This is a genomic window from Brevibacterium sp. CBA3109 (assembly GCF_040256645.1).
Classification (GTDB): Bacteria; Actinomycetota; Actinomycetes; order Actinomycetales; family Brevibacteriaceae; genus Brevibacterium; species Brevibacterium koreense.
Window position 1 is genome coordinate 159,085 of the sequence record NZ_CP158281.1, and the last position, 21,912, is coordinate 180,996.

A 21,912-nucleotide genomic window follows, 5' to 3' on the forward strand; every position below is an offset into this window, starting at 1 on the left:
AAGGACGAGCGCCTCCGCTGATCGCAATCGTCAGTTCCAGTAGGAGGCTGAACGCGATCGCATGCTGTCGCGGAACTGAGCGGTCGACTTTTCGAGCAGCTCACCGGTCCCCCAGTCGAGGACGACGCCGTGTTGTCGGACGACGTCGTGAACAGACAGCTCGCCGTCACGGTAGCGACGTGCGACCTCGGAGGCATCAGCGTCCAACCAGGAATCGCGCTCGGCGCGGATCTTTTCGCGCTCCCGTGCTGTCGCCCCTTCATCGATCTCGTACTCGTCGAGTTCCGCATCGATCTCATGGACGACGACACCGTAGTCCTTGGCCGCACGATTGATGGAGACGTAGCCGTCGATGACATCCTCGAGGACCTCAGCGGTTGGACGCTCCAGCGGGTCACCGAAGCCGCCACCTCCGGCGCTTGGTCGTTCGAACGTGTCACCGGGGTTGATGGCTACATTCGAGAACGTGGCACCCAAGTAGCGCGGGTTCTCTGACGAAGGATTGAGCCAGACTCCGTGTGGGATCGATGGCAGTCCGCCATTGATGCCCCACGTCGTCGACCGCCCGCGGTCGCAGCAGTAGCTCATCACCGCACCGGTCGCATCTGTGAGGATGCCGCCTTTATTCACGCCGCAACCACCGCGGAACCTGCCGGGACCTCCGGAATCGATGTTGATCGAGTGCTGAGTGGTGACAACGGGAGTCAGTCGCTCTTGACCTTCAACTGGTTGGACCGCAAGCCCAGTACCGAAGACCGGAGACGTCGCGGAGGAGCCGTCCTTCGTCGACCGGCCGCCCCAGCCACCTGCCATCCAGTCGTACCACATGAAGTACGGGCTCGACTCGGTCCTGGCATCATGCCCACCGACAAGCAGATACTCGAGGTTGAATGCACACGCCATCGCGCGTTCGGGCATGATGTGGGACCACAGTTCGAAGATCGCGTTCATGACCTTCTCGTACGGGCCCGAACAGAACCCGGTCACTGCATGCGGCCAGCCGGCGTTGACGACGGTGCCCTCCTCGCCGATCTCTGCGGTCACCGCCTGGTAGAACCCGGAATTGAGCGGAACCTCGGGGAAGAACGTCTTCGTGCCCGCGTAGATAGCAGAGAAGGTCGTCCCGTAGCCGGAGTTGAGGAACGTTGAGACCGCCTCGGCGGATCCCGTGAGGTCGTAGTGGATTCCCGACCCATCGAGCGTGAGCTTCACCCGGATCGGAGCCAGGCCCTCACCCTTGGCCGGATCGCCGTCGAGGAAGTCGACCGTCTCCCACTCGCCCTTCGGCAGATCGCCGAGGCTGGCGAGCACGGTGCGGCAGACATAGTCCTGCGTCTCCTGCATCGCATCGAGGACCGTGTCCTTCGAATATTTGTCGACGAGGCGGAGCACTTCGCGTTCGCATACGGCTGTGGCCTCGGCTTGGGCGTTGAGATCGCCGAGGGCCTGATCGGGAGCGCGCGTATTCGACACGAGCAGCTGAGCCACATCGTGGAGGAACCGGCCCTTGTGCCAGACCCGAAGCGGGGTGATACGCAGACCCTCACCGAAGTGCTCACTAGCAGAGACATCGAACGAGCCCGGGACGGACCCACCGATATCGGCCCAGTGGCCCTTGTTCTGCGCGAAGCCGATGATCTCGTCATCAGCGAAGATCGGACGAATGAAGCTGACGTCGTTGAAGTGGGTACCGCCTCGATAGGGGTCGTTGATGAGGAAGACGTCACCGGGGTTGATGTCGTCGCCGAACTCCTCCATAACTGCCTTGCACTGGAAATGCAGGGTGCCGACGTGGACGGCGATGTCTGCACTTCCTTGCATGACAGTGTTGCCGTCGCGGTCACAAAGTGCCGACGAGAAGTCGCGTGAATAGATGACGAACGAATAGCAGGTCCGCAGGATCTGTTCGCTCATGAGGTCGACGCTGGTCGCGAAGGCGTTCTTGAGTACTTCGAAAGTCACCGGGTCGAGCGTGGACGTCGACTGTTCCGTTGCTGTGGTCATGGGTCTCTCCTCACAGGCCGTTCTGTGTTGAATTGTTCGCAGCTGACAGCGCAGGCTCTGTTGTCTCGGCCGTCAGTGTGATGCGGATGTTGAACCACTCATCGATCACCGCGGACGAATTCGGCGGGATGACGGTGGTCGAGTCGATCTGGTTGAGGATCGCCGGTCCGATGAACGCAGCTCCCGAGGGCAAGTTCTCCCGCTGGTAGACCGGCGTCGAATGCCACTGTCCGTCGAAGTAGACGTCGCGGACCTCGAGCGGCTCACCGGGATCTTTGCTGCTGACAGGGGTTGGTTTGAAGGTCGGCTTCGGTGTCTTCCCGAGTGCCTTGAGGTGGAGTTGGTAGATCTCGACCGGGGTGTCGTCCTGCCGGAACGCGTACTGTTTCTCGTGTTCCTCGTGGAAGAGTTGGACGGCCTCGCGCAGCGCGTTCGGGCCGGAGCCTATCTTCACCTGCAGCGACCGCCACTGGCCGTGGTAACGCATTGAGATGCCACGTTCGAAGACCGAGTCTTCCTCGGCGACTTTCTCATGCCGCAGTCGATCACGACCTTCGAGTTCGAGTTCGCGGAAGTGCTGTTCGACCATTTCTGCGTCTGCGGAGTCCGCGACGCCGGTGAACATCTGCGACAGGTCGTGCTGGATGTCGACGAGGAGGCACCCCAGCGCCGAGGTGACTCCCGGGCTGGGCGGGACGATGACAGTGGGGATGTTGAGTTCGCGAGCGACGTCCGCCCCGTGCAATGCACCGGCACCGCCGAAGGCGATGAGTGCGAAGTCCCGGGGGTCGAGCCCGCGACGGATGGACACGAGGCGGACCGCATCGGCCATGTTCGCGTTGGCCACCTGGGCGATGGATTCGGCCGCGGAGTCGACATCGAGGCTGAGCGGATCGGCGATCTTCTCTTTGATCGCTGCCCGTGCGCTCTCACGGTCCAGCGTCATCTCGCCGTCGGCGAGGTCGGTGCCCAGACGATTGAGGGCGAGGTTCGCATCGGTGTTCGTCGGTTGGTCGCCGCCGCGGCGATAGCAGACCGGACCGGGAGCGGCACCGGCCGACTGCGGCCCGTTGCGCAGGGAGCCGGCGATGTCGATGTGGGCCAAAGAGCCACCGCCGGCTCCGCTGGTGAGTACTTCGATGCTCGGGAAGACGATGGGGTGGCCGTATTCGACTTCCCATTCGTTCGTCTCCCGCAGTTCGCCGTCTGCGATGAGTGAGATGTCCGTCGAAGTGCCGCCCATGTCGAGTCCGACGGCATTGGCGTGACCGCACTGCTCGGCCACGTGCTGAGCGGCGATTGCGCCGGCGGCGATTCCTGAGGCCGCGAGTCGCACCGGGAACCGCTTGACCATCTCCGAGGTCATCGATCCACCGCCCGAATGTAGGAGAAGGAGTTCTCCGGCATAGCCGTCCTCGGTGAGGTTGGAGTCGAGCTGTTCGACGTAGCCGGATACCAGCGGACCAAGAACGGCATTGGCGACAGTCGTGTTGAACCGGTTGTGTTCGAAGATCTCCGGAAGCACCTCGGCCGAGGTGGAGATGCTGGCTCCGGGGAGCTCCTCGGAGAGGATCTCGCGCATTCGGATCTCGTTCGCGGCGTTCGCATAGGAGTTGACGAAGCATACGGCCACGGTGTCGGCGCCGCGCTTCTTGAGCAGGCGACCGAGCTTCCTGGCCTCGTCTTCGTCGAGTTCGGTGATGATGTTGCCCGCGTAGTCGACGCGTTCGGTGACCTCGAAGCGGTCACGGCGACGGATATAGGGGCCGGAGACGTCGGAATAGGCGTCCCACAGATCGTCCTTCGTGCCATCGCGGATCTCAATGACATCGCGGAAGCCCTTGGTCGTCACCATCGCTGATTCGGGGAATCTACGAGTGATGAGCGCGTTGGTGGCAACCGTCGTGCCATGTGAAAAGAGCTCGACCTGGCTGAGGTCGATGTCCGCCCGCTTCACTCCATTGAGGACAGCTTCCATGGGGTTGTCCGGGGTGGACGGGACTTTCGTCACTCGCATTGTCTGGGTGGATTCGTCGAATACACAGATGTCGGTGAATGTTCCGCCGACGTCAACTGCGACGCGTAGATCTGCCACGGTCATCTCCTTCGATTGTGGTTTCCCTCATAGCCTGGCCTTCGATGATCGGGCCGGTCAATGGAGCAGGTGAAGGAAAAGACGGCTAGATTTGTAAGAATCACAAAGCCGTGCCGATGGCGTTGAATGATGCAGCCGGCGAGTGGGAGCAGAGGTGGAATCCAATGAGTTCGAACCGAGACGCCCTGGCGCGAGAGCGAATCTTCGATGAGCTTCTGAGCGCGATGAATTCTGCAGATCCGCTGGAATCGGCGCTCTCACGGGTGGCGCGGATGAGCAGGGGAGCAGGACTCGTCATCAACGAATTCGGCGAGGTCGTCAGGTCCGTCGGTTCCGCCCCAGTCCACCTCATCGCCCGCTGGACTCAGGAGGAGGTCGTCGGTCCGGCGACACCAGCGGGCTGGGCCGAGTCGACGTCCGGTGCGATCGGTCGCTGGAATGTGCACGCTCGAACCGTGCGACTACGCAGCCGCGCCCATGTCATCGTCGTCGCCGTCCACGCCGATGACGAAGAAGCCGGTAGTGCCGGCAGCAAGCGTCGAAGTGGAACTGGGGAGGGTAGAGCTGGCAGCGGCACGAACACCACCCACTCGTCCGCCGAGGTGATCCTCGACGTTCTGTCCAAACTCCTGCGCGCCTTCGAGGGATTCGAGTCCTTTTCGATCAGCAATCGCCGAGAGGAATCGTCGCGGGTTCTGCGCGACTTGGAAGCCGGTGTCTCTCCCGGTCGCGAACCAGCGCTCTGGCGGGTCCTCGAGACCTTCGGCTTTGCAGCCTACGAGCCGATCCGGGCTTTGCGCCTCCGCATCGACGCCTCCGACCCGGGGCGCGGGAAACCGACCCCGAACCCGGGGAGCGGCCTGGTCATCAAGGATTCCGGACACGTCAGTTCGATGGTCGAACAAACCGCGCTCTGCACAGCCGACTTCGACATCGAGGGCAGTCTCGACGATTCCGGCCTCATCGGAGTCGGGGTCTCCGGACTTTTCACAGCACTCAGCCAAGTACCGGAGATGCTGCAGACGGCAGGCGTGGCGCTTGCCTCGGCAGGGGAGTCGAGGTTCGCTTTCGTCGACCGCATGCGCCCGATCGAGTGGGCAGAGGCCCGGATGAATTCACGTTTCGACCGCCGACTCGTCGATCACTTCCTCGCTCCGCTCATCAGCAGCCCCGAGGCGCAGACGACGCTGCGAACCTATGTGGACTGTGGCGGCAACATCGCCGAGGTGGCACGGCGGCTCCAGGTCCACGAGAACACCGTGCGCTACCGGATCGGGCTCATCGAGAAACCGCTCGGCTCTCGGATCACCGACCCTCGCACCGCCGCCGAAATCGTGCTCGCACTGCAATGTCTCGATTCGGCCGACTACGCGTAACCTGAGAGCATGCCCCGTCACCTTCTGACCTCGACGCCGCCGACCCCCGACCCTCCCCGAGGCGGTCCCGCCGGTGACGAGGTAAACAGCGCCGACACGTCTGCCTTGCTCAAACAGCACCCGAAGGGCCCCTTACGAGGCCGCGGGGCACTGCTCGTCCTCTTCGCGATCCTGCTCGTCGCCTGGGTGGGTGTCGCCGGAGTCGGTGGACCCTACTTCGGCAAGATCTCCGAGGTGGCCACGAACGATCGTTCCTCATTCCTCCCCGAGTCCGCCGAATCGACCCGAGCACAGGAGATCATCGACCGCTTCAGTGACGACGACTATGTCCCCGCCATCGTCGTTCTCGAGAACACGGACGGCCTCACCGACGACGACTCCGTGGCCCTCGACGACGTGGCGAAGGAACTCGACGACGACGGTCTGCTTGCCGCCGACGCCTCACCGGTCATCCCCGCGGACGACGGCGACGCCCTCCAACTCATCCTCCCCGTCTCCTCCGACACCACCGCCGATGACGTCGAGAAGATCAGAGACGTCATCGCGAACACCTTCCCGACCGCGAATGCCGCCGATGCGACGCCGGATGAGTCCGGCAACGTCGCCACCCCGGCCACGGTTGCCGATGTCTACGTCACCGGCCCCGCCGGGTTCGCCGCCGACCTCACCGAGGCCTTCGCCGGCATCGACGGGATCCTCCTGCTCGTCGCCCTCATCGCGGTCTTCGTCATCCTCGTCATCGTCTACCGCTCTCCGCTGCTGCCGATCATCGTCCTCTTCACCTCGGTCGCCGCGCTGTCCGCGTCGATCTTCGTCATCTGGCATCTCGCCGACGCCGGGATCCTGCTCATCAACGGCCAGGTCCAGGGCATCCTCTTCATCCTCGTCGTCGGCGCCACCACGGACTATTCCCTCCTCGTCGTGGCCCGGTTCCGCGATGCCCTGCAGACCGAGCCGGATCGTGTTCGGGCCGGGCTCGCTGCGCTCAAGGGCGTCACCGAACCGATCGCGGCCTCCGGAGGCACCGTCATCGCCGGCCTCCTGGTCCTCCTGTTCACCGACCTTGCGTCGACGCGCGCCCTCGGCCCGGTCGCGGCCATCGGCATCGTCGTTGCCATGCTCGCGGCGCTGACCTTCCTGCCCGCCGCGCTCATCATCATCGGTCGTGCCGTGTTCTGGCCGTTCCGACCCCAGGTGACGACCGCCGAGGTTGGGCTCCGTAAGAAGGGAATGTGGGCCCGGATCGCGGGTGGGATCGCCGCCCGACCGCGCCTGATCTGGATCGGACTCGTCATCCTGCTGGCTCTGCCGCTCATTGCGGTGCCGCAGTTCAAGTCGTCCGGGGTCGCGCAGAGCGAGTTCGTGCTCGGCGAATCCGAGGCTCGTGACGGCCAGGACGTCCTGGCCGAGCATTTCCCAGGTGGGTCCGGAACTCCGACCCAGGTCGTGCTCGACGCGAACGAACTGAGCACTGCCGCCGAGGCGGTCGGCCGCCTCGGCGGGGTCGGTTCGATGACCGTGGCCGCTGAGGATTCCCCGAGCGGAACCATCGGGATCGACGAGGACGGAAAGCTCCAGCCCCCGCAGGGTGGCCCGGCCAGCGGAGCACCGGATGCTGCCGGCGGCTCGGCGGCGATCGATCCCACCGAGGTCGACGGTCAGGTCCTCCTTGAAGTCACCCTCTCCGATGCGGCGGACTCCCTGGCTGCCGAGACGACGGTGACGGAGATCCGCGAGGCCGTCCACGACGTCGACCCCGATGCGCTGGTGGGCGGGCAGACTGCGGTCGACCTGGACACGAACAACACCGCCGAGGCGGACCGGACCCTGGCGATCCCGATCATCCTGGTTGTCATCACAGTCATCCTCATCCTGCTGTTGCGGTCCCTGTTCGCGCCGCTGCTGCTCGTGGTCCTGACCGTGCTGTCCTTCGGCACCGCGCTGGGAGTCTCGGCGCTCGTGTTCAACCACCTCATCGGATTCCCGGGCGCCGATCCCTCGGTGCCGCTCTACGCCTTCGTCTTCCTCGTCGCGCTCGGCATCGACTACAACATCTTCCTCATGTCCAGGGTGCGCGAGGAGTCGCTCAAGGTGGGCACAAGGGCAGGCGTGCTCAAGGGGCTCGTGGCGACGGGTGGGGTGATCACCTCGGCGGGCGTGGTGCTTGCGGCGACCTTCGCGGCACTCGGGGTCATCCCGATCATGTTCCTCGTCCAGCTCGCCTTCATCGTCACTTTCGGCGTGCTGCTCGACGCCATCCTCGTGCGCTCGCTCGTCGTCCCGGCCCTCGTCCACGACATCGGGCGCGGAGTGTGGTGGCCGTGGCGGAAACGGATCCCGCGGGACTGAGCGAGGAACCGCCTCGGCGGGGGACGGCATCCGTCGCGGCCGGCGGATCCCGGCGGTCGGGCAGCGAACGTCGGACCGCCTCGGCGATGGAAAACGGATTCATCACAATCCGTCCTGCGCAGTGGTCGACTGTGGCGATGATCACGGTGTTCCTCTAGGATGCAGTACGTAGGTATTGCTCACGCAACACTCACCTGATCATCAGGTTTCGAAGGAGAACACAATGAGGCGCACTCTTCGCCGACCCCGCACCCTCGCCGCAGCCGCCGGAATCGCGGCCCTGACACTGCTCGCCACCGCCTGCGGAGGCGGAGGCGGCGGAGGTGGAGGTGGTGAGGAAGGCGAACAGAGCGCCGACTTCATCACGATCGCCACCGGCGGCTCCTCGGGCGTGTACTACCAGGTCGGAGCCACGATGTCGGAGATCCTCGCCGACGAACTGGGCGCCGACACCTCCGTGCAGTCGACGGGCGCCTCGGTGGAGAACCTCACCCTCATCCAGGACGGGGGAGCGGAACTCGCCTTCACCCAGGGCGACGCGGTCGACCAGGCCCTGGCCGGCGAGGGAGCCTTCGACGGCAAGCAGATCGACTCCCTGCCCGTCGTCGCCAACCTCTACGACCAGTACGTCCAGCTTGTGACCATCGAAGGCTCGGGCATCGACTCGATCGAGGACATCAAGGGCAAATCGGTCTCCGTCGGCGATCAGAACTCCGGCGTCGAACTCAACGCCCGCACCGTCGTCGACGCCTACGGGCTCAGCTACGACGACTTCAGCGCCGACTACCTGCCCTACGCCGAGGCGATCGACCAGATGCGCAACGGTCAGCTCGACGCCGCATTCGTCACCAGCGGTCTGCCGAACTCCGCGGTCACCGACTTAGCGACCAGCGACGACGTCAAGGTCGTCCCGTTCACCGGGGACGGACGGGAGAAGCTGCTGTCCGAGCACGACTACTTCGGCGAAGGCGAGATCCCGGCCGGCACCTACGGCGACAGCAAGGCGGCCGAGACCCTGACGATTCCCAACCTGCTGGTCGTCAGCCCCTCGCTCAGCGACGACGCCGTCTACGACATCACGAAGACCCTGTTCGACAACATCGACAAGGTCCAGAGCTCGCACAACGCGGCCAAGGACATCACCGTCGACAATGCGCAGGACGTGCCCGTGAGCGAACTCGCCCCCGGAGCGAAGAAGTACTTCGACGAACAGGGCTGAGCCATCACGAGCCTGACCCGCAGGGCGGCTCTCACGCTCGCCACCACGGTGGGGCTGGGCATCGCCGTCCCGACGGCGGTGTCCGGTCCCGCGCCGAGGCGGCTGGTCATCCGACAGCAGGCGCCGGGTGACCGGGTGTACCGGTCGGTGCCGATCGACGGCGACGACGAGGTGGCGATGACGTGGATGCACTCGGTCGACAAGACCCCCTGGTGGGAGTACTACCGGGCCGTCGGCGACGAACTCGTCCTCGGCTGCACGGAACTGTCGCTGATGGGAGCGGGCACCCCGTTCGAGGCACCGCAGACCGAACTCGACGGTGACATGGTCAGGCTCTGCGGCCTCGACGAGCACTTTGGAGCCGTGCGGTGGATCCACTCCCACCGCGTCCACCACCGGATCTACGTCAACGGCGAGCTCCTGCTGCCGACCCAGGCCATCGGCCACCACGTCCACGCCGAGATGATCGTGATCGGAGACTGAAGACCATGACGAACGCACTGCCCACCGAGGCTCCGGGCCCGGAGTCGATCGACTCGGTCGAGAAGTACGACCGCGAATCGCGCACACGCGACATCTGGTCGACGAAATGGGCGCTGCCGCTGACGGTCTTCGCCGTCGGGCTCTCCCTCTACCAGATCTACTACGCCCTCTTCGGCGGACCGCCGACCCTGGTCCACCGCGGCATCCACGTCGGCGCGATCCTCGTCCTCTGCTTCGCCGTCCAGCGCTTCCGCCTCCGCGAGACCCGTTCGACCCCGCCCTGGTTCGACTGGCTGGCCATCGCCGGCTCCGTGGCCATCGCCGTCTACCTCGCGCTCGTCTTCGATCGGCTGACCGTCAGCGGCGGCCGGTTCGAGGCCATCGACGTCGTCTTCTCCGTCCTCTGCCTCGTCCTCGTCCTCGAGGCGGCCCGGCGAGTCACCGGCCTCGTGCTGCCGATCCTGGCCGTGCTCTTCATCGTCTACGACTACTACGGACGGTCGATGCCCGGCCTCTTCCGGCACCGCGGCTATGACCTCGACCGGATCGTCACCTTCATGTACGAGTCCACCGAGGGCATCTTCTCCACGGCCATCGGCGTGTCCTCGACCTACATCTTCCTATTCATCCTCTTCGGCGCCATCCTGCAGAAGTCGGGAATGGGTCAGTTCTTCAACGACATCGCCATGGCCCTGGCCGGACAGGCGCGCGGCGGTCCGGCGAAGGTCGCGGTGCTCGCCTCGGGGTTCCTCGGGTCGATCAACGGTTCGGCGATCGCCAACGTCGTCACCACCGGTGCTTTCACGATCCCGATGATGAAGCGGGTGGGCTACCAGCGCAACTTCGCCGGAGCCGTCGAATCGGCCGCCTCGGTGGGTGGTCAGATCATGCCGCCGATCATGGGTGCTGCCGCCTTCATCATGGCCGAGACCCTCGGGGTTCCCTACACCCAGATCGTCCTCGTCGCCATCATCCCGGCCGTGCTCTACTACCTCGGCATCCTCATCCAGGTCCACCTGCGGGCGACGAGTCAGGGTCTGCGCGGCATCAGCCGGGAGAATCTGCCGGCGGTCATGGACGTGATGAAGGAACGCGGGCACCTGCTGCTGCCGCTGCTGTTCCTGCTCTACATGCTCTTCTTCTCCGGGACGACGATCCTCTTCGCCGCGGTGACGACGATCTTCGTCACGATCGCGGCGGCGATGGTGCGCAAGAGCACCCGGATGTCGCTGCTCGACATCGTCCACGCCCTGCGTGACGGGGCGCTGACCGCGGTGTCCGTGGCGGTGGCCTGTGCCTGTGTGGGCATCATCGTCGGCGTCGCCACCCAGACCGGGTTCGGCGTCAAGCTGGCCGGGACCATCGTCACCATCGGCGGCGGGTTCCTCCTGCCGACGCTGCTGATGACCGCAGTCGCCTGCATCATCCTCGGCATGGGGCTGCCGTCGATCCCGGCCTACATCATCGTCGCCACGATGGCCGCGCCCGCCCTCGTCCAGCTCGACGTGGCGCCCCTGGCCGCTCATCTCTTCGTCTTCTACTTCGGGCTCTTCGCCAATATCACCCCGCCCGTGGCCCTGGCGGCCTTCGCCGCGGCCGGCCTGTCGGGTGGATCTCCGATGCGCACCGGGTTCCTCGCGATGCGTCTGGCCCTGGGCGGGATCATCGTGCCCTTCGTCTTCGTCTATCAGCCCGAGCTGCTCATGCTCGACGGCTCGGCGGTGGACACGATCCGGGCCGCGGTCATCCTGCTCATCGGGGTCACTCTGCTCGCGGTTGCGGCCGAAGGGCACCTGTTCGTGCCGTTGCCGATCTGGCTGCGCATCGTTCTGGCGCTCGGGGCGATCGGTCTGGTCACGCCCAACCATGTGCTCGACCTCGTCGGTGCCACCGTGGCTCTTGCGGCGCTCGGTGCGGCGATGTTCATGGCCAAGCGGCAGGGGCGGCTGCACTGGCGAGAGATCTGAGCTGCCGGCGTTCGGGTGATCACGGCGCCGCTCGTCCGGGGATCGAAGCAGACCCCGGCCGGGCGGGGTGCGTGGGAAGTGCGGGGCGTGCGGCAATACGATACCCCCGGAGTGAGATCGGAGCCGTGGGGCGGCTCTGCTCGACCTCTGCCAACCGGGGGCACGTTGGGGATCTGCCGGGTACTGTCGTCGAGGGGTGGTCGACGGGCCCCGAATCTGGGGCCAGTTATATCATTGAACTACTATTCTGTTGACTATGCAACAAAAGTGTGGCATGACACATCGACGAGCAGGGGCGGACCGATGGACAAGACGACTCCGGTGAGCAGCATGATCAGGCAGAACGGCCCGATCAAGATCGCGGCCTGGCGTCTGATGATGGAGAAGTATCAGGACTTCTATACGAGGTTCGAACACGAGTTCCGGACCCGGCACGGACTGACCGTGAACGAGTTCGACGTCCTCATCAATGCCCGACCTGCAGCTCAGGTCAGGCAGCGGGATCTGCTGCGCAGCCTCGTCATCAGCCGCAGCGCGCTCAGTCGACTGCTCGGCAAGCTCGAGGATCGTGGCCTGGTCACGCAGGAGCCCGACCGCGAGGACCAGCGGGGTGTGCTCGTGGCGCTGACCGCAGAAGGGCAGAGGCTGTGCGACGAGGCGGCCGCGACGAATGCGGAGATCATCCTCGCCGGATTCGCCGGGCTCACGGATGCCGAGGCGGACGAGATCTTCGAGCTCGTCTCGAAGGTCCGCCCGGTCGAGTAGGGGAGCGGGCCCTCCCCGCAGCCGGCCGAACCTCGGTAGCATGTGGCCATGAGCGACGTCGAAGCCCGTTCCGAACAGGTCGTCTGCACTGCCGGGGCCTTCCCGGCCCCAGCTGTGACCAGCAGGGACGCTCGCCGATCGAGATCATCACCTCCCGCGAGGCGACCGCACCCATGAGGAGATCGCGGCCCACCGTGAGGAATGGCAGGCCGAAGGCGACCGCTTCGGCGTCGTCGACGGCTACGTAGGCAAGGGTGGGCCCGGTCGCAATGCCGATGGCATGGGGAGGCTCCCCGTGCCGAGGCTGCCCGACGTCACGATCATCCTGCGGAATAATCCGCCGCCCCAGGTCCAAGGTGGGCCCGTTGATTAGACCGGACCCGCGGAATAGAACCGCCGCGAATTCCGCTCCACCCAGTACCAGCAGAGCACGACGAAAGGGTTATAGCCATGGTGAAGACATTCGAGGACAAGACCGGCGCCGAGGTGACCGTGTCGAGCAACGAGGCCACCCGGTCCTATGACATCGCCGTCGCCGACGGCACCGTCGCCGGCCACGCTTATTTCCTGGCAGGACCCGACGCAGAGACCGAACGCATCTTCCACCACACCGTCGTCGACGAGCAGTTCGGCGGTCGTGGGTTATCGAAGATCCTCGTCGCCGAGGCACTCGAGGACTCACGCGAACGCGGAGTGACCGTCGTGCCCGTCTGCCCGCTCTTCGTCAAGAAGCTCCAGGAGGCCGGCGACGACTACGCGGCACAGGGCGGGAAGTACCGCAACGCCACCGGTGCCGACATCGACATCGTGAAAAGCCAGGCGTGAGCGGGTCGACGAGCAACGCGAGTCGTCCCTTCATCGACAAGATCCACCCCGAGAACGACAAGAACATGGCCCAGGCGGCCGCGGCATCGCGGAAGGCCTCACGTGCCGCAGGTCTCGATGACGGGCTCATCGAGCTCGTGAACACACGGGTCTCGCAGATCAACGGTTGCCGCACCTGCCTGAGCATCCACGCTCCGGCCGCACGGAATGCCGGAGTCTCTCAGCTCAAGCTCGACGTGCTGCCCAGCTGGCACGAGGCTGAGATCTTCACCGATGAGGAGTTCGCGGCCCTGACCCTTGCCGAGTCACTGACCGTGCTCGACAAGGCCGCCGATCGCGACCAGATCGCCGCGGACGCGTCCCAGCATCTGACAACCGAGCAGATCTCGGCGATCGAGTGGTCGATCATCCTCATCAACGCGTTCAACCGCATCTCGATCGCCAGTGACCACCCGGTCTTCGGAGCTCAGCAGGACTGAGCGTCTGCCGGCCGATTGGGTGTGGTCGACCGAGCGGTTGGACTCGGTGGGCCTCAGTTGAGGATCTGTGAATCGCCGACGAAACAAAACGGGCTTGACCAGATCGAGCAAGATTTGGCCTAGATATAGAACACTGCGCTCTCGTCCGGGCCGTCTGGGTTCCGCTTGTACTTAACGAATATGCGCCGATCAGTCTTGTCTAACTCGGGTGCTGCGATGAGCGCCACACTCATTCCTGGCGAGAGTGTTTCGGGAAGCTGTGGAGGCAGGTTCAGATATAGCTCCGGTGCGGTGATGGAGATGCTGAATGCGGTGTGCGTCCCGTAGTTGGTGAGGTTGTGCCAGTGAGATTCGTGCGGGTTCGGGGTGAGGCCCAGACGGACTTTCCCCTGCTCGAATAGCGCCTTGTTGATGCCGGTTGCGTCTTCGGCTGCGTTGGCTGATCGTTTGGCTTGCGTGAGCGCGCGCCGAGCATCGCAACGTGCCCAGACTGCGACACCTAGGCTAAGGATTGCGACAGCTGCCCCGGCGATTCCCCATCCTTCTATGACTGAATCTAAGCATATTGGGGTGGGAGCCGGTTGAGGTCGGGCACAATGGGGTGTATGGGATTTCATTTACTTACAAAAGGTGCATTCCGGCAGTCGGTAGAAGTTGACAGCCCGGCGGTACAGACCGCGTCTTCCCCCGCTGTTCTGTTTGACGGTGGAGGTGCTGACTTGTTCGGCGGGTTCCCAGTCAGGTTTCTGGAAAATACGGGCGAGTGGGTGAATGTCCCCGATGCTGTCGGTCGCCAGTGGGAGTCTCTTCCCGCCGAGGTTAGGGGGCGGTTGATTCGTGAGCCCTCTATCGAACTCTCTATGGAGGACTTCGACGTGTTAACCAGGGCTGAGGTTGGGGTGTCGGCTGGGTTCTTTGCCCTGTCGGACGATGAGCTGGAATGGCGCATTGCTGGTCCGTTTAAGAACTTCGTGGAGTTGCTTTCGGACATTGCAGGCGAGGGGCTGTAGTCCTCGTGGAGCAAATTGCCCCGTGTGGTTGTCTTTGGACGGTCACACGGGGCATTTTCTGCATTCACAATGCTTTGGTCCGCCCGCCCCGTGTAACGTCTGCGCAGTTCTCCTGCATCGAACCGGGCAGGACCAGCCTGCCTTCGGTGTCGGATCGTCTTCCTCCTCAGCTTCCTCGCCGTGGTGTACACGAGCGTGCTCGGCGGATTCTCCGGCATCGCCTACGTCACCGCCGACTGCCTGCGAGTGCTCAGGCGTTACCCGCACCAGGACGAGGCGCGCTTCGACATGTCGGCGAAGTCGGTCGAGTTCCGCGGCGCGCTCGTCTACCTGTCCGTGGCGACGCTGGTCATCATGGGGCTCGGCAAGCCCGTCACCCTCGTGCTCATCTATGCCGCGATCAGCGCGTTCATCCTGCCGGTGCTCGCGCTCGCCCTGCTCGTCATCCTCAACCGCGGATCCGTGCCGACCGGCCTGCGCAACACGTGGTGGTCGAACACGCTGCTGACGGTGTGCCTGGCACTCTTCGGATTCTTGGCGATCCTCCAGGTCAAAGAGTCGGTGATGGGGTTCATCGGGTGAAGTGAGGCGCACCCGACAACTGTCGGGCCCACGCGGCGAAACCGCGATGGCCTGGCGGTAGTGCCGCGGTGCCGGGGTTGGCATACTTGGTGACATGACACAACGACGGTCACGATTCGACGCGGAGCTCGCCGCGAGTCTGTCCGTCATCGGCGGGGTCTTTCCGCCGACCATCACTCCTTCGCTCATCGACTTCATGCGAGTCTCGTACGCCTCGGAGCCGCTGGCGGAGACTCTCAACGGCCGTCGGGTCGAACATTCCGAATATCAGGTGCCGGGCCACCTCGGCGAGGACATCACCGTCTCCGTCTTCAGACGATCCGGGGACACCGGACGACGACCGACGATCGTCTACGCCCACTCCGGCGGGCTGATGTTCGGCGATCGCTTCAGCGCGCTCGGCCTCAACCTCGACTGGGTCGAGAAGATCGGTGCGATCCTCATCTGCCCCGAATACCGCCTGGCGCCCGAGTTCCAAGACCCCTATGCGCGTGAGGACATGTACGCCGCGCTCCTGTGGACGGCAGAGAACTCCGACACCCTCGGCGTCGACCCCGCCCGACTCATCGTCGCCGGAGCCAGCTCCGGAGGGGGACTGGCCGCCGGCATGGCGCTGGCAGCCCGCGACCGGCGCGGACCGAAGCTCAAGGGCCAACTGCTTACCTACCCCATGCTCGACGACCGAGGCATCACACCGTCGACCCATCAGTTCGACGGCATCGGCGTCTGGGATCGGGTGAGCAACGAAACCGGATGGCAGGCGATGCTCGGCGATGACTACCGCACCGAGGCAGTCTCGCCCTACATCGCACCATCGCGTGCCAACGACCTCACCGATCTGCCGCCCGCGTACATCGACGTGGGCTCGGCCGAGATCTTCCGGGACGAAGCCGTCGCCTACGCCTCGGCCCTCTGGAACGACGGCAGCGAAGCGGAGCTGCACGTGTGGCCCGGAGGCTTCCACGCCTTCGATATCTTCGCCGCCCATACACACCTTGCGCAAGGAATGATCAGCACCCGAATGGCCTGGATCGAGAAGCTCCTGGCCGACTGAAAGGAACATCATGTCTGAGAACACAGCTGTCAACGACGCAGTTGTCCGCGTGGCCACGAAGACCGTCGACAGCGGCGGCGTCCCAGGCGTCGTCGCAGGAGTGACCACCGACAAGGAGACCATCAGTCTCACTGCTGCAGGAGTCCGCTCCCTCGACGATTCGCAGCCGATGACCACGGACTCCGTGTTCATGATCTTCTCCACGACGAAGGCCCTGACCGGCACCGTGGCACTGCAGCTGGTGGAGTCGGGAGAGCTCGACCTCGACGCCCCGGCGAAGGACTATGCCCCAGGGCTGGCCGACGTGCAGGTCATCGACGGTTTCGACGACGGCGGAGAACCGATCCTCCGGGCACCCGCCAGCGAACCGACCACCAAACAGCTGCTGCTGCACACCGCCGGCTTCGGCTACGACTTCTTCAACGAGAAGTACGAACGGCTCGCCCGCGAACACGGCCAGCCGAGCATCGTCACCGCCACCAGGAAGGCGTTGGAGACTCCGCTGCTGTTCGATCCCGGCACCCAGTGGGAGTACGGGTCGAACATGGATTGGGCCGGCCAGGTCATCGAAGGCATCACCGGAAAGACTCTGGGTGAGGCGATGCGCACCCGAGTCCTCGAACCGCTGGGCATGGACGACAGCACCTTCCGTCCGACCGCGTCGATGCAGGAGCGGCAGGCCACGATGCACCAGCGCACCGACGGCGAACTCGCGGCGACCGACTTCATGCTGCCCGATCCGCAGGTGGAGATGGGCGGCCACGGACTCTTCTCGACCGTCGATGACTACCTGAAGTTCATCAGGATGTGGCTCAACGACGGAGCAGCCGACGACGGAACCGTCGTCCTCCGCCCCGAAACGGTGGACCTGGCCACGCAGAACCACCTCGGCGATCTTCGGGTGAAACTGATGCCCGGAGTCATCCCGAGCTTGTCCAACGATGCGGAGTTCTTCCCCGGCATGCCGAAGACCTGGGGATACACGTTCATGATCAACGAGGAGGACGCCCCGACCGGACGCCCGGCCGGCGCCGCCGCATGGGCGGGTCTTGCCAACCTCTTCTACTGGTTCGACCGACAGAACAAGATCGGCGGGTACTGGGCCACACAGATCTTCCCCTTCGCCGACCCCGACTCCGTCGGTGGGTACCTCGAGATGGAGACGGCAGTCTACGATGCTCTGAAAGGCTGATTCGCGACCGAGGCGAATCGCGACCGTCGGGCGACAATCGTGGACTGCCAATCGTCGATCGACGGACGAACGAGGAGGTGGTGACGTGCAGGAGCTGCTCGGCAGGATTGCCAAGCTCGATCCCGAAGCGAGCCTGGGTCTGCGCGTCATCGCCTGTTTCGACGAACTCATGGCCGGCGAGGTCAATTCCCATGCCCTCGCCTCCGCGGCCGCGGCTCTGGCCGGTTGCCCGGTCGGCTTTCGCAGTGGGGACGGGAGCAGGCAGCTGAGGGTCGATTCAGGCGGAGTCTCGATTCCGGGAGACCGACCCGCCGAGGTGGCCGCCCTGTCCCTGCCGAACGATTCCGAGGTCTGGCTCGAGCGGGAGGACGTTGCCTTGCCCAACGATGAACTCATCCTTGAGAGATTCGGCCTGGCCATCGGCGTGAGATTCGGTCTCGAACGGCAGCAGCTGGAGACCCCGCGGGACGTGGCGCTCGCCCTCGACCCTGCCGCGACGCCCGAAGACCGGATTGCTGCCGCGGTTCGCCTCGGGTTGACGCCTGGTTCGGGATATCGAGTCCTCGCGGCCCCGCTGTTCGCCGTCTTCGAGAAACGACCCGCCGGTCCCACCGATGTCATCACCAGCGAACATGGCACTCTGCAGGTGGTCATCGTGACCGACGACACCGAGGACATCGCCGTGACACCGGCCGGACTGGGGCCGTCCGGGTCGATCGGAGAATTGCCGCGGTCACTGCGGGCAGCCGTGGTGGCACTGCGGCTCAGCCGCCCGCCCGAGGAAGGGCTCGTGCGGGCGGAAAACTTCGGTGGGCTCGTCGAACTGCTCGCCGAATCATCTGACACAACCGATCCGGACGCTGCGCTGATCGACGAGATCATGGACTCGCAGTGGGCGGAGTCCACGGTGCGCGTGCTCCTCGAAGCACCGACGATCCGACAGGCGGCCCGCGACCTCGGTCTGCACCACAGCACGGTGCAGAGCCGGGCCGAGCAGATCGAACGCTGCCTCGGCTACGACCCGCTGTCGGGCTACAACCGCACCAGGTTGGGCATCAGCGTGCTCCGGTGGCGGCTTCGCAATTCCCGAGTGCTTGAACTTCCGGGGCCCGTGGGGTGAGGGGTTCTTGGCCGCCACTTGCCCGCGGTACTCGCCTCGTGCTCACTCCCGACCGGAGCTGATCCACTGAGGGTTGTCCACGATGTTCCGAGTCCCCTCGACGAGGATGCGGATCGCATCGAGGCTGCCCATGTCCTCGGCATCCAGTCTCAGATCGAGTGCGCCGAGACGCATCGGCGGTTTCGTGTCGCGTGAAAGACAACCTACGGCTGAGAGTGCACTCGAAGTCAAGGGGCGTTCGCTCCTGCTCTGCGGCGTGAGGGCACGGGAGCGAATGCAATAGTGCCTTGACTCCCCACTTGGGGAGTCAAGGCACTATTGCCGAATCCGGCCGTGCGTCCTACACGAACGCCGTCGCGAAGAACGGAACGAACGTCACCAGCGCCAGAGCAGTCAGCAGCACCAGCGCACTCGGGATGGCAGCCTTCGCCACGCGCATGACGCTCATACCCGACATGCCGGAGGCGACGAACAGGTTGAGCCCCAGCGGCGGCGTGATCATGCCGATCTCCAGGTTCATCACGACGATGATGCCGAAGTGGATCGGGTCGATGCCCAACTCCATGGCGATCGGCAGCAGGATCGGTGCCAGGATGAGGATCGCCGAGGACGTCTCCATCACACAGCCCACGAACAGCAGCAGGATGTTGACGAGGATGAGGAACTGCCACGGCTGCAGGTCCCAGGCTGTGATCGTCTCCGAGATCGATCCCGGGATCCGCTCACTGGCGAGGACGAAGGTGAAGAGGATGCCGTTGGCGATGATGAACATGACCATCGCCGAGGTTTTCACCGATGACAGCGTGACTTCCCACAGCTGCGAGATCTTGATCTCGCGGTAGATGACCAGGGACACCACCAATGAGTAGGCGACAGCGACGGCCGCCGCCTCGGTGGGGGTGAACCAGCCTGAGTAGATTCCACCCAGGACCAGGAACGGCAGGGCCAAGGCGAGGATCGCGTCGCGGAATGCCTTGAGCTTGTCCACATTGGACATCCGGAAGCCTTCCCCGGCGTTGCCGTAACCGTTCTTCCATGCCACGAACACGGCCATGCCCAGCAGCATGACTCCGGCGAGGATTCCCGGCAGAATGCCGGCGAGGAACAGGTCACCGATGTTCTGCTCGGTGGCGATGCCGAAGACGATGAGCGGGATCGACGGTGGAATGAGGATGCCCAAGGACCCCGAGGTGGCCACGAGCCCCGTGGAGAATTCCTTCGGATAGCCGTTTCGCATCATGGCCGGGATCATCAGCGCACCGACGGCCACGACCGTGGCAGGTGATGAACCGGAGACCGCTGCGAAGAACATGCACGCAAGCACCGTGGTGATCGCCATGCCCCCGCGCAGATGCCCGACCATTGCCGCACCGAAGTCGGTCAGTCGCCGCGAGATTCCGCCGCGGGACATGATGTTGGCCGCGAGGATGAAGAACGGAATCGCCATCAGCGGGAACGAGTTCAGAGCGTTGAAGAGCCGTTCCGAGACCTGGGTCATCGGGATGAGCGTGAAGTAGTAGAAGTAGACGAGGCTGGTCAGACCCAAGGCCACCGCAATGGGCGCCGAGGTGACGAGCAGCAGAATGAGGACTGCAATGAGAACGAATGTTGCTTCGAGCATCAGCGATCCCCTTCCTTCGTATCGTCGTCATCGATGGCGATGTCGTTCACGTCGATGCCGACTGCCGCGGCTTCCTCAGCGAACACGTCCTTGTCGAGCTCTTCGGCCGGGGCGTTGATCGCTCGGATGAGCATTTCGGCGGCGCGGATGAAGAACAGCGTCATGCCCACGGCCAGTGAGAGTTCAACAACCCACAGAGGCAGCTTGAGCGCCGGTGTGATCGTCGTGCGTGAGAAGGGTTCGCTGATCAGCGCCCAAGACAGGTAGGCGATGAAGCCTGCGTAGATGAGGGTCATCAGCCCGCCGAGGACGACGAAGAACTTCTTCTTCTTGCCCTTGAGCAGCGTCGGCATGATGTCCACGGCCACGTGCTCGTTGTGGCGTAGGGTCACGACCGCACCGAAGAAGGTCGAGCAGATGATGAGGTAGATGATGGCCTCTTCGGACCAGAAGAGCACGTCTCCTGTGATGTTGCGCAGGAGCACGGCGAAGACCGCGAGTGCTGTGGCGCCGATGAGACTGGCGCCGGCCAGGAAGTTCTCGACCCGGCTCAGATACTTGTCGAAGGTCTTCATCGTCACTCACGTTCCTTGTCACGCTGCAGGAGCTCGTCGACGACCTCTGGTCCGATGACATCGCTGTACTTCTCGTACTCGGAAGGCACGACCATGTCTTTGAATGACTGGCGCTCCTCCTTCGTGGGCACCACGATCTTCGTGCCCCCGGACTCCTCGATGAGCCGCTTGGATTCCGCGTTGACCTTCTGTGCTTCCTTGCGGTTGAACTCGGAGGCTTCATCGGCAGATTCGTCGACGACAGCCTGCAGATCATCGGGCAGTTCGTCATACCAGCGCTTATTCACGGTGAGGATGTAGCCGATGTAACCGTGATTGAGTTCGGTGACGTACTTCTGGACGGTGTGCATCTTCTGCGACTCGATGTTCGAGTACGTGTTCTCACCACCGTCGATGAGTCCCTGCTGAAGCCCGTTGTAGACCTCGGCGAAAGCCAGGGGCGACGGGATTCCGCCCCAGGTCTCGAACTGAGTGCGCAGCACATCCGAAGGCTGGATGCGATACTTCTTGCCCTTCATATCGTCAGGGCTCAGCGTCGCATTGTTCGAATGGATCTGCTTCATTCCCGAATCCCACAGGCCCAAGACCTTCAGCCCATTGGCCTCGAGGTCGGGGTTGGCGTAGATGGCCTTGCCGATCTCGGTGTCGGGGCTGACGATCTCCGGGATCTCATCCGGGTGATCGAAGATGAACGGCAGGTCGAGAACCTGCAGGCTCGGCGCGATCGTCGTGAACTTCGCGCTCGCCGGGGCGAGCATCTGCACAGCATTGGACTGCAGCGCCTGCATCTCGTCCTTGTCGCCGTAGAGTTCCGAGTTCGGGAACACCTCGACCTGGATGCGACCATCGGACTTCTCTTCGATCTGCTTTGCGAAGAAGTCAGCGGCCAGTCCCTTCGGCGTGCTCGTCGAAGTCACATGGGCGAAGCGCAGTTCGAACTTCTCCTGCTTGCCGCTGCGCGCGGGATTGCACCCGCTCAGTGCCAGCAGGCAGATCGACAGGCAGGCAACCAGCGGTTTCCACCTGGGTCGTCGTATCGACGTCATCGTCAGCTCCAGTAATCGAGACCAATGTCATGTCAGTCTCCGAGGTGACGAGCGCAGACATTGCAGTCTGCTGCACAATGCACGGCAACGTGCTTTGGAGGTGCGATGGGTCACCTTCGGAGCCAAACCATTTGAGCTTAGACGAGAATC

Annotated in this window: 20 protein-coding genes; 14 read left to right on the forward strand and 6 right to left on the reverse strand. The window is 64.1% G+C overall.

All coding sequences use genetic code 11. From position 1 onward, the window contains the following. Nucleotides 1-30: 30 nt before the first annotated feature. Both AAFP32_RS00745 and AAFP32_RS00750 read right to left on the reverse strand, forming a co-directional pair. On the reverse strand, nt 31-2,004 hold the full coding sequence (locus AAFP32_RS00745) for a hydantoinase B/oxoprolinase family protein (protein ID WP_350270199.1): 1,974 nt from the start codon (nt 2,002-2,004) through the stop codon (nt 31-33). Nucleotides 2,005-2,014: 10 nt separating this feature from the next. Then, nucleotides 2,015-4,099, reverse strand: coding sequence for a hydantoinase/oxoprolinase family protein (locus AAFP32_RS00750; RefSeq protein ID WP_350270200.1), 2,085 nt, complete (start codon nt 4,097-4,099; stop codon nt 2,015-2,017). 164 nt (nt 4,100-4,263) lie between these two features. Here AAFP32_RS00750 and AAFP32_RS00755 point away from each other — a divergent pair, with 164 nt between their 5' ends. The 14 genes from AAFP32_RS00755 to AAFP32_RS00820 all read left to right on the forward strand — a co-directional run bounded on the left by AAFP32_RS00755 (nt 4,264) and on the right by AAFP32_RS00820 (nt 18,520). Then, on the forward strand, nt 4,264-5,475 hold the full coding sequence (locus tag AAFP32_RS00755; protein ID WP_350270201.1) for a helix-turn-helix domain-containing protein: 1,212 nt from the start codon (nt 4,264-4,266) through the stop codon (nt 5,473-5,475). Nucleotides 5,476-5,484: 9 nt separating this feature from the next. Continuing rightward, nucleotides 5,485-7,824 (forward strand): MMPL family transporter, encoded by a 2,340-nt coding sequence (locus AAFP32_RS00760; RefSeq protein WP_350270202.1) that lies wholly within the window; start codon nt 5,485-5,487, stop codon nt 7,822-7,824. Continuing rightward, nucleotides 7,797-7,982, forward strand: coding sequence for a hypothetical protein (locus AAFP32_RS00765; protein ID WP_350270203.1), 186 nt, complete (start codon nt 7,797-7,799; stop codon nt 7,980-7,982). The genes AAFP32_RS00760 and AAFP32_RS00765 overlap by 28 nt, the downstream gene beginning before the upstream one ends. A 65-nt stretch (nt 7,983-8,047) precedes the next feature. Further along, the gene (locus tag AAFP32_RS00770) at nt 8,048-9,043 is read left to right on the forward strand and encodes a TAXI family TRAP transporter solute-binding subunit (protein ID WP_350270204.1); all 996 of its coding nucleotides are present in this window, start codon (nt 8,048-8,050) and stop codon (nt 9,041-9,043) included. A 48-nt stretch (nt 9,044-9,091) separates the two neighbouring features. After that, nucleotides 9,092-9,526: a DUF1850 domain-containing protein gene (locus AAFP32_RS00775; RefSeq protein WP_350270205.1), complete on the forward strand. Its 435-nt coding sequence runs from the start codon at nt 9,092-9,094 to the stop codon at nt 9,524-9,526. Nucleotides 9,527-9,531: 5 nt separating this feature from the next. Beyond that, nucleotides 9,532-11,493, forward strand: a complete 1,962-nt coding sequence (locus AAFP32_RS00780) for a TRAP transporter permease (protein ID WP_350270206.1) — start codon at nt 9,532-9,534, stop codon at nt 11,491-11,493. A gap of 303 nt (nt 11,494-11,796) precedes the next feature. Beyond that, nucleotides 11,797-12,258 (forward strand): MarR family winged helix-turn-helix transcriptional regulator, encoded by a 462-nt coding sequence (locus AAFP32_RS00785; RefSeq protein ID WP_350270207.1) that lies wholly within the window; start codon nt 11,797-11,799, stop codon nt 12,256-12,258. A 450-nt stretch (nt 12,259-12,708) separates the two neighbouring features. Next, nucleotides 12,709-13,083 (forward strand): GNAT family N-acetyltransferase, encoded by a 375-nt coding sequence (locus AAFP32_RS00790; protein ID WP_350270208.1) that lies wholly within the window; start codon nt 12,709-12,711, stop codon nt 13,081-13,083. Beyond that, nucleotides 13,080-13,562 carry a carboxymuconolactone decarboxylase family protein gene (locus AAFP32_RS00795; RefSeq protein WP_350270209.1) on the forward strand — a complete coding sequence of 161 codons (483 nt, stop codon included), beginning with the start codon at nt 13,080-13,082 and terminating at the stop codon, nt 13,560-13,562. Before AAFP32_RS00790 ends, AAFP32_RS00795 begins: the two co-directional genes overlap by 4 nt. Nucleotides 13,563-14,167: 605 nt before the next feature. Then, entirely contained in the window at nt 14,168-14,572 is a 405-nt protein-coding gene (locus AAFP32_RS00800) for a hypothetical protein (protein WP_350270210.1), read from the forward strand. 180 nt (nt 14,573-14,752) lie between these two features. Then, the gene (locus AAFP32_RS00805; protein WP_350270211.1) at nt 14,753-15,154 is read left to right on the forward strand and encodes a hypothetical protein; all 402 of its coding nucleotides are present in this window, start codon (nt 14,753-14,755) and stop codon (nt 15,152-15,154) included. 94 nt (nt 15,155-15,248) lie between these two features. After that, nucleotides 15,249-16,208 carry an alpha/beta hydrolase gene (locus AAFP32_RS00810; RefSeq protein ID WP_350270212.1) on the forward strand — a complete coding sequence of 320 codons (960 nt, stop codon included), beginning with the start codon at nt 15,249-15,251 and terminating at the stop codon, nt 16,206-16,208. Nucleotides 16,209-16,218: 10 nt separating this feature from the next. Then, nucleotides 16,219-17,400, forward strand: a complete 1,182-nt coding sequence (locus AAFP32_RS00815; RefSeq protein WP_350270213.1) for a serine hydrolase domain-containing protein — start codon at nt 16,219-16,221, stop codon at nt 17,398-17,400. An 85-nt stretch (nt 17,401-17,485) separates the two neighbouring features. Continuing rightward, nucleotides 17,486-18,520 (forward strand): helix-turn-helix domain-containing protein, encoded by a 1,035-nt coding sequence (locus AAFP32_RS00820; RefSeq protein ID WP_350270214.1) that lies wholly within the window; start codon nt 17,486-17,488, stop codon nt 18,518-18,520. A gap of 42 nt (nt 18,521-18,562) precedes the next feature. On the opposite strand, the gene AAFP32_RS00825 is transcribed toward AAFP32_RS00820, so the two are convergent. The 4 genes from AAFP32_RS00825 to AAFP32_RS00840 form a co-directional block, all read right to left on the reverse strand. After that, complete coding sequence (locus AAFP32_RS00825) at nt 18,563-18,694, reverse strand: hypothetical protein (RefSeq protein ID WP_350270215.1); 132 nt, start codon at nt 18,692-18,694, stop codon at nt 18,563-18,565. A gap of 166 nt (nt 18,695-18,860) precedes the next feature. Then, on the reverse strand, nt 18,861-20,141 hold the full coding sequence (locus tag AAFP32_RS00830) for a TRAP transporter large permease (RefSeq protein ID WP_350270216.1): 1,281 nt from the start codon (nt 20,139-20,141) through the stop codon (nt 18,861-18,863). After that, entirely contained in the window at nt 20,141-20,716 is a 576-nt protein-coding gene (locus AAFP32_RS00835) for a TRAP transporter small permease (protein WP_350271516.1), read from the reverse strand. The genes AAFP32_RS00830 and AAFP32_RS00835 overlap by 1 nt, the downstream gene beginning before the upstream one ends. Nucleotides 20,717-20,718: 2 nt before the next feature. Then, complete coding sequence (locus tag AAFP32_RS00840) at nt 20,719-21,762, reverse strand: TRAP transporter substrate-binding protein (protein WP_096160024.1); 1,044 nt, start codon at nt 21,760-21,762, stop codon at nt 20,719-20,721. Nucleotides 21,763-21,912: the final 150 nt, after the last annotated feature.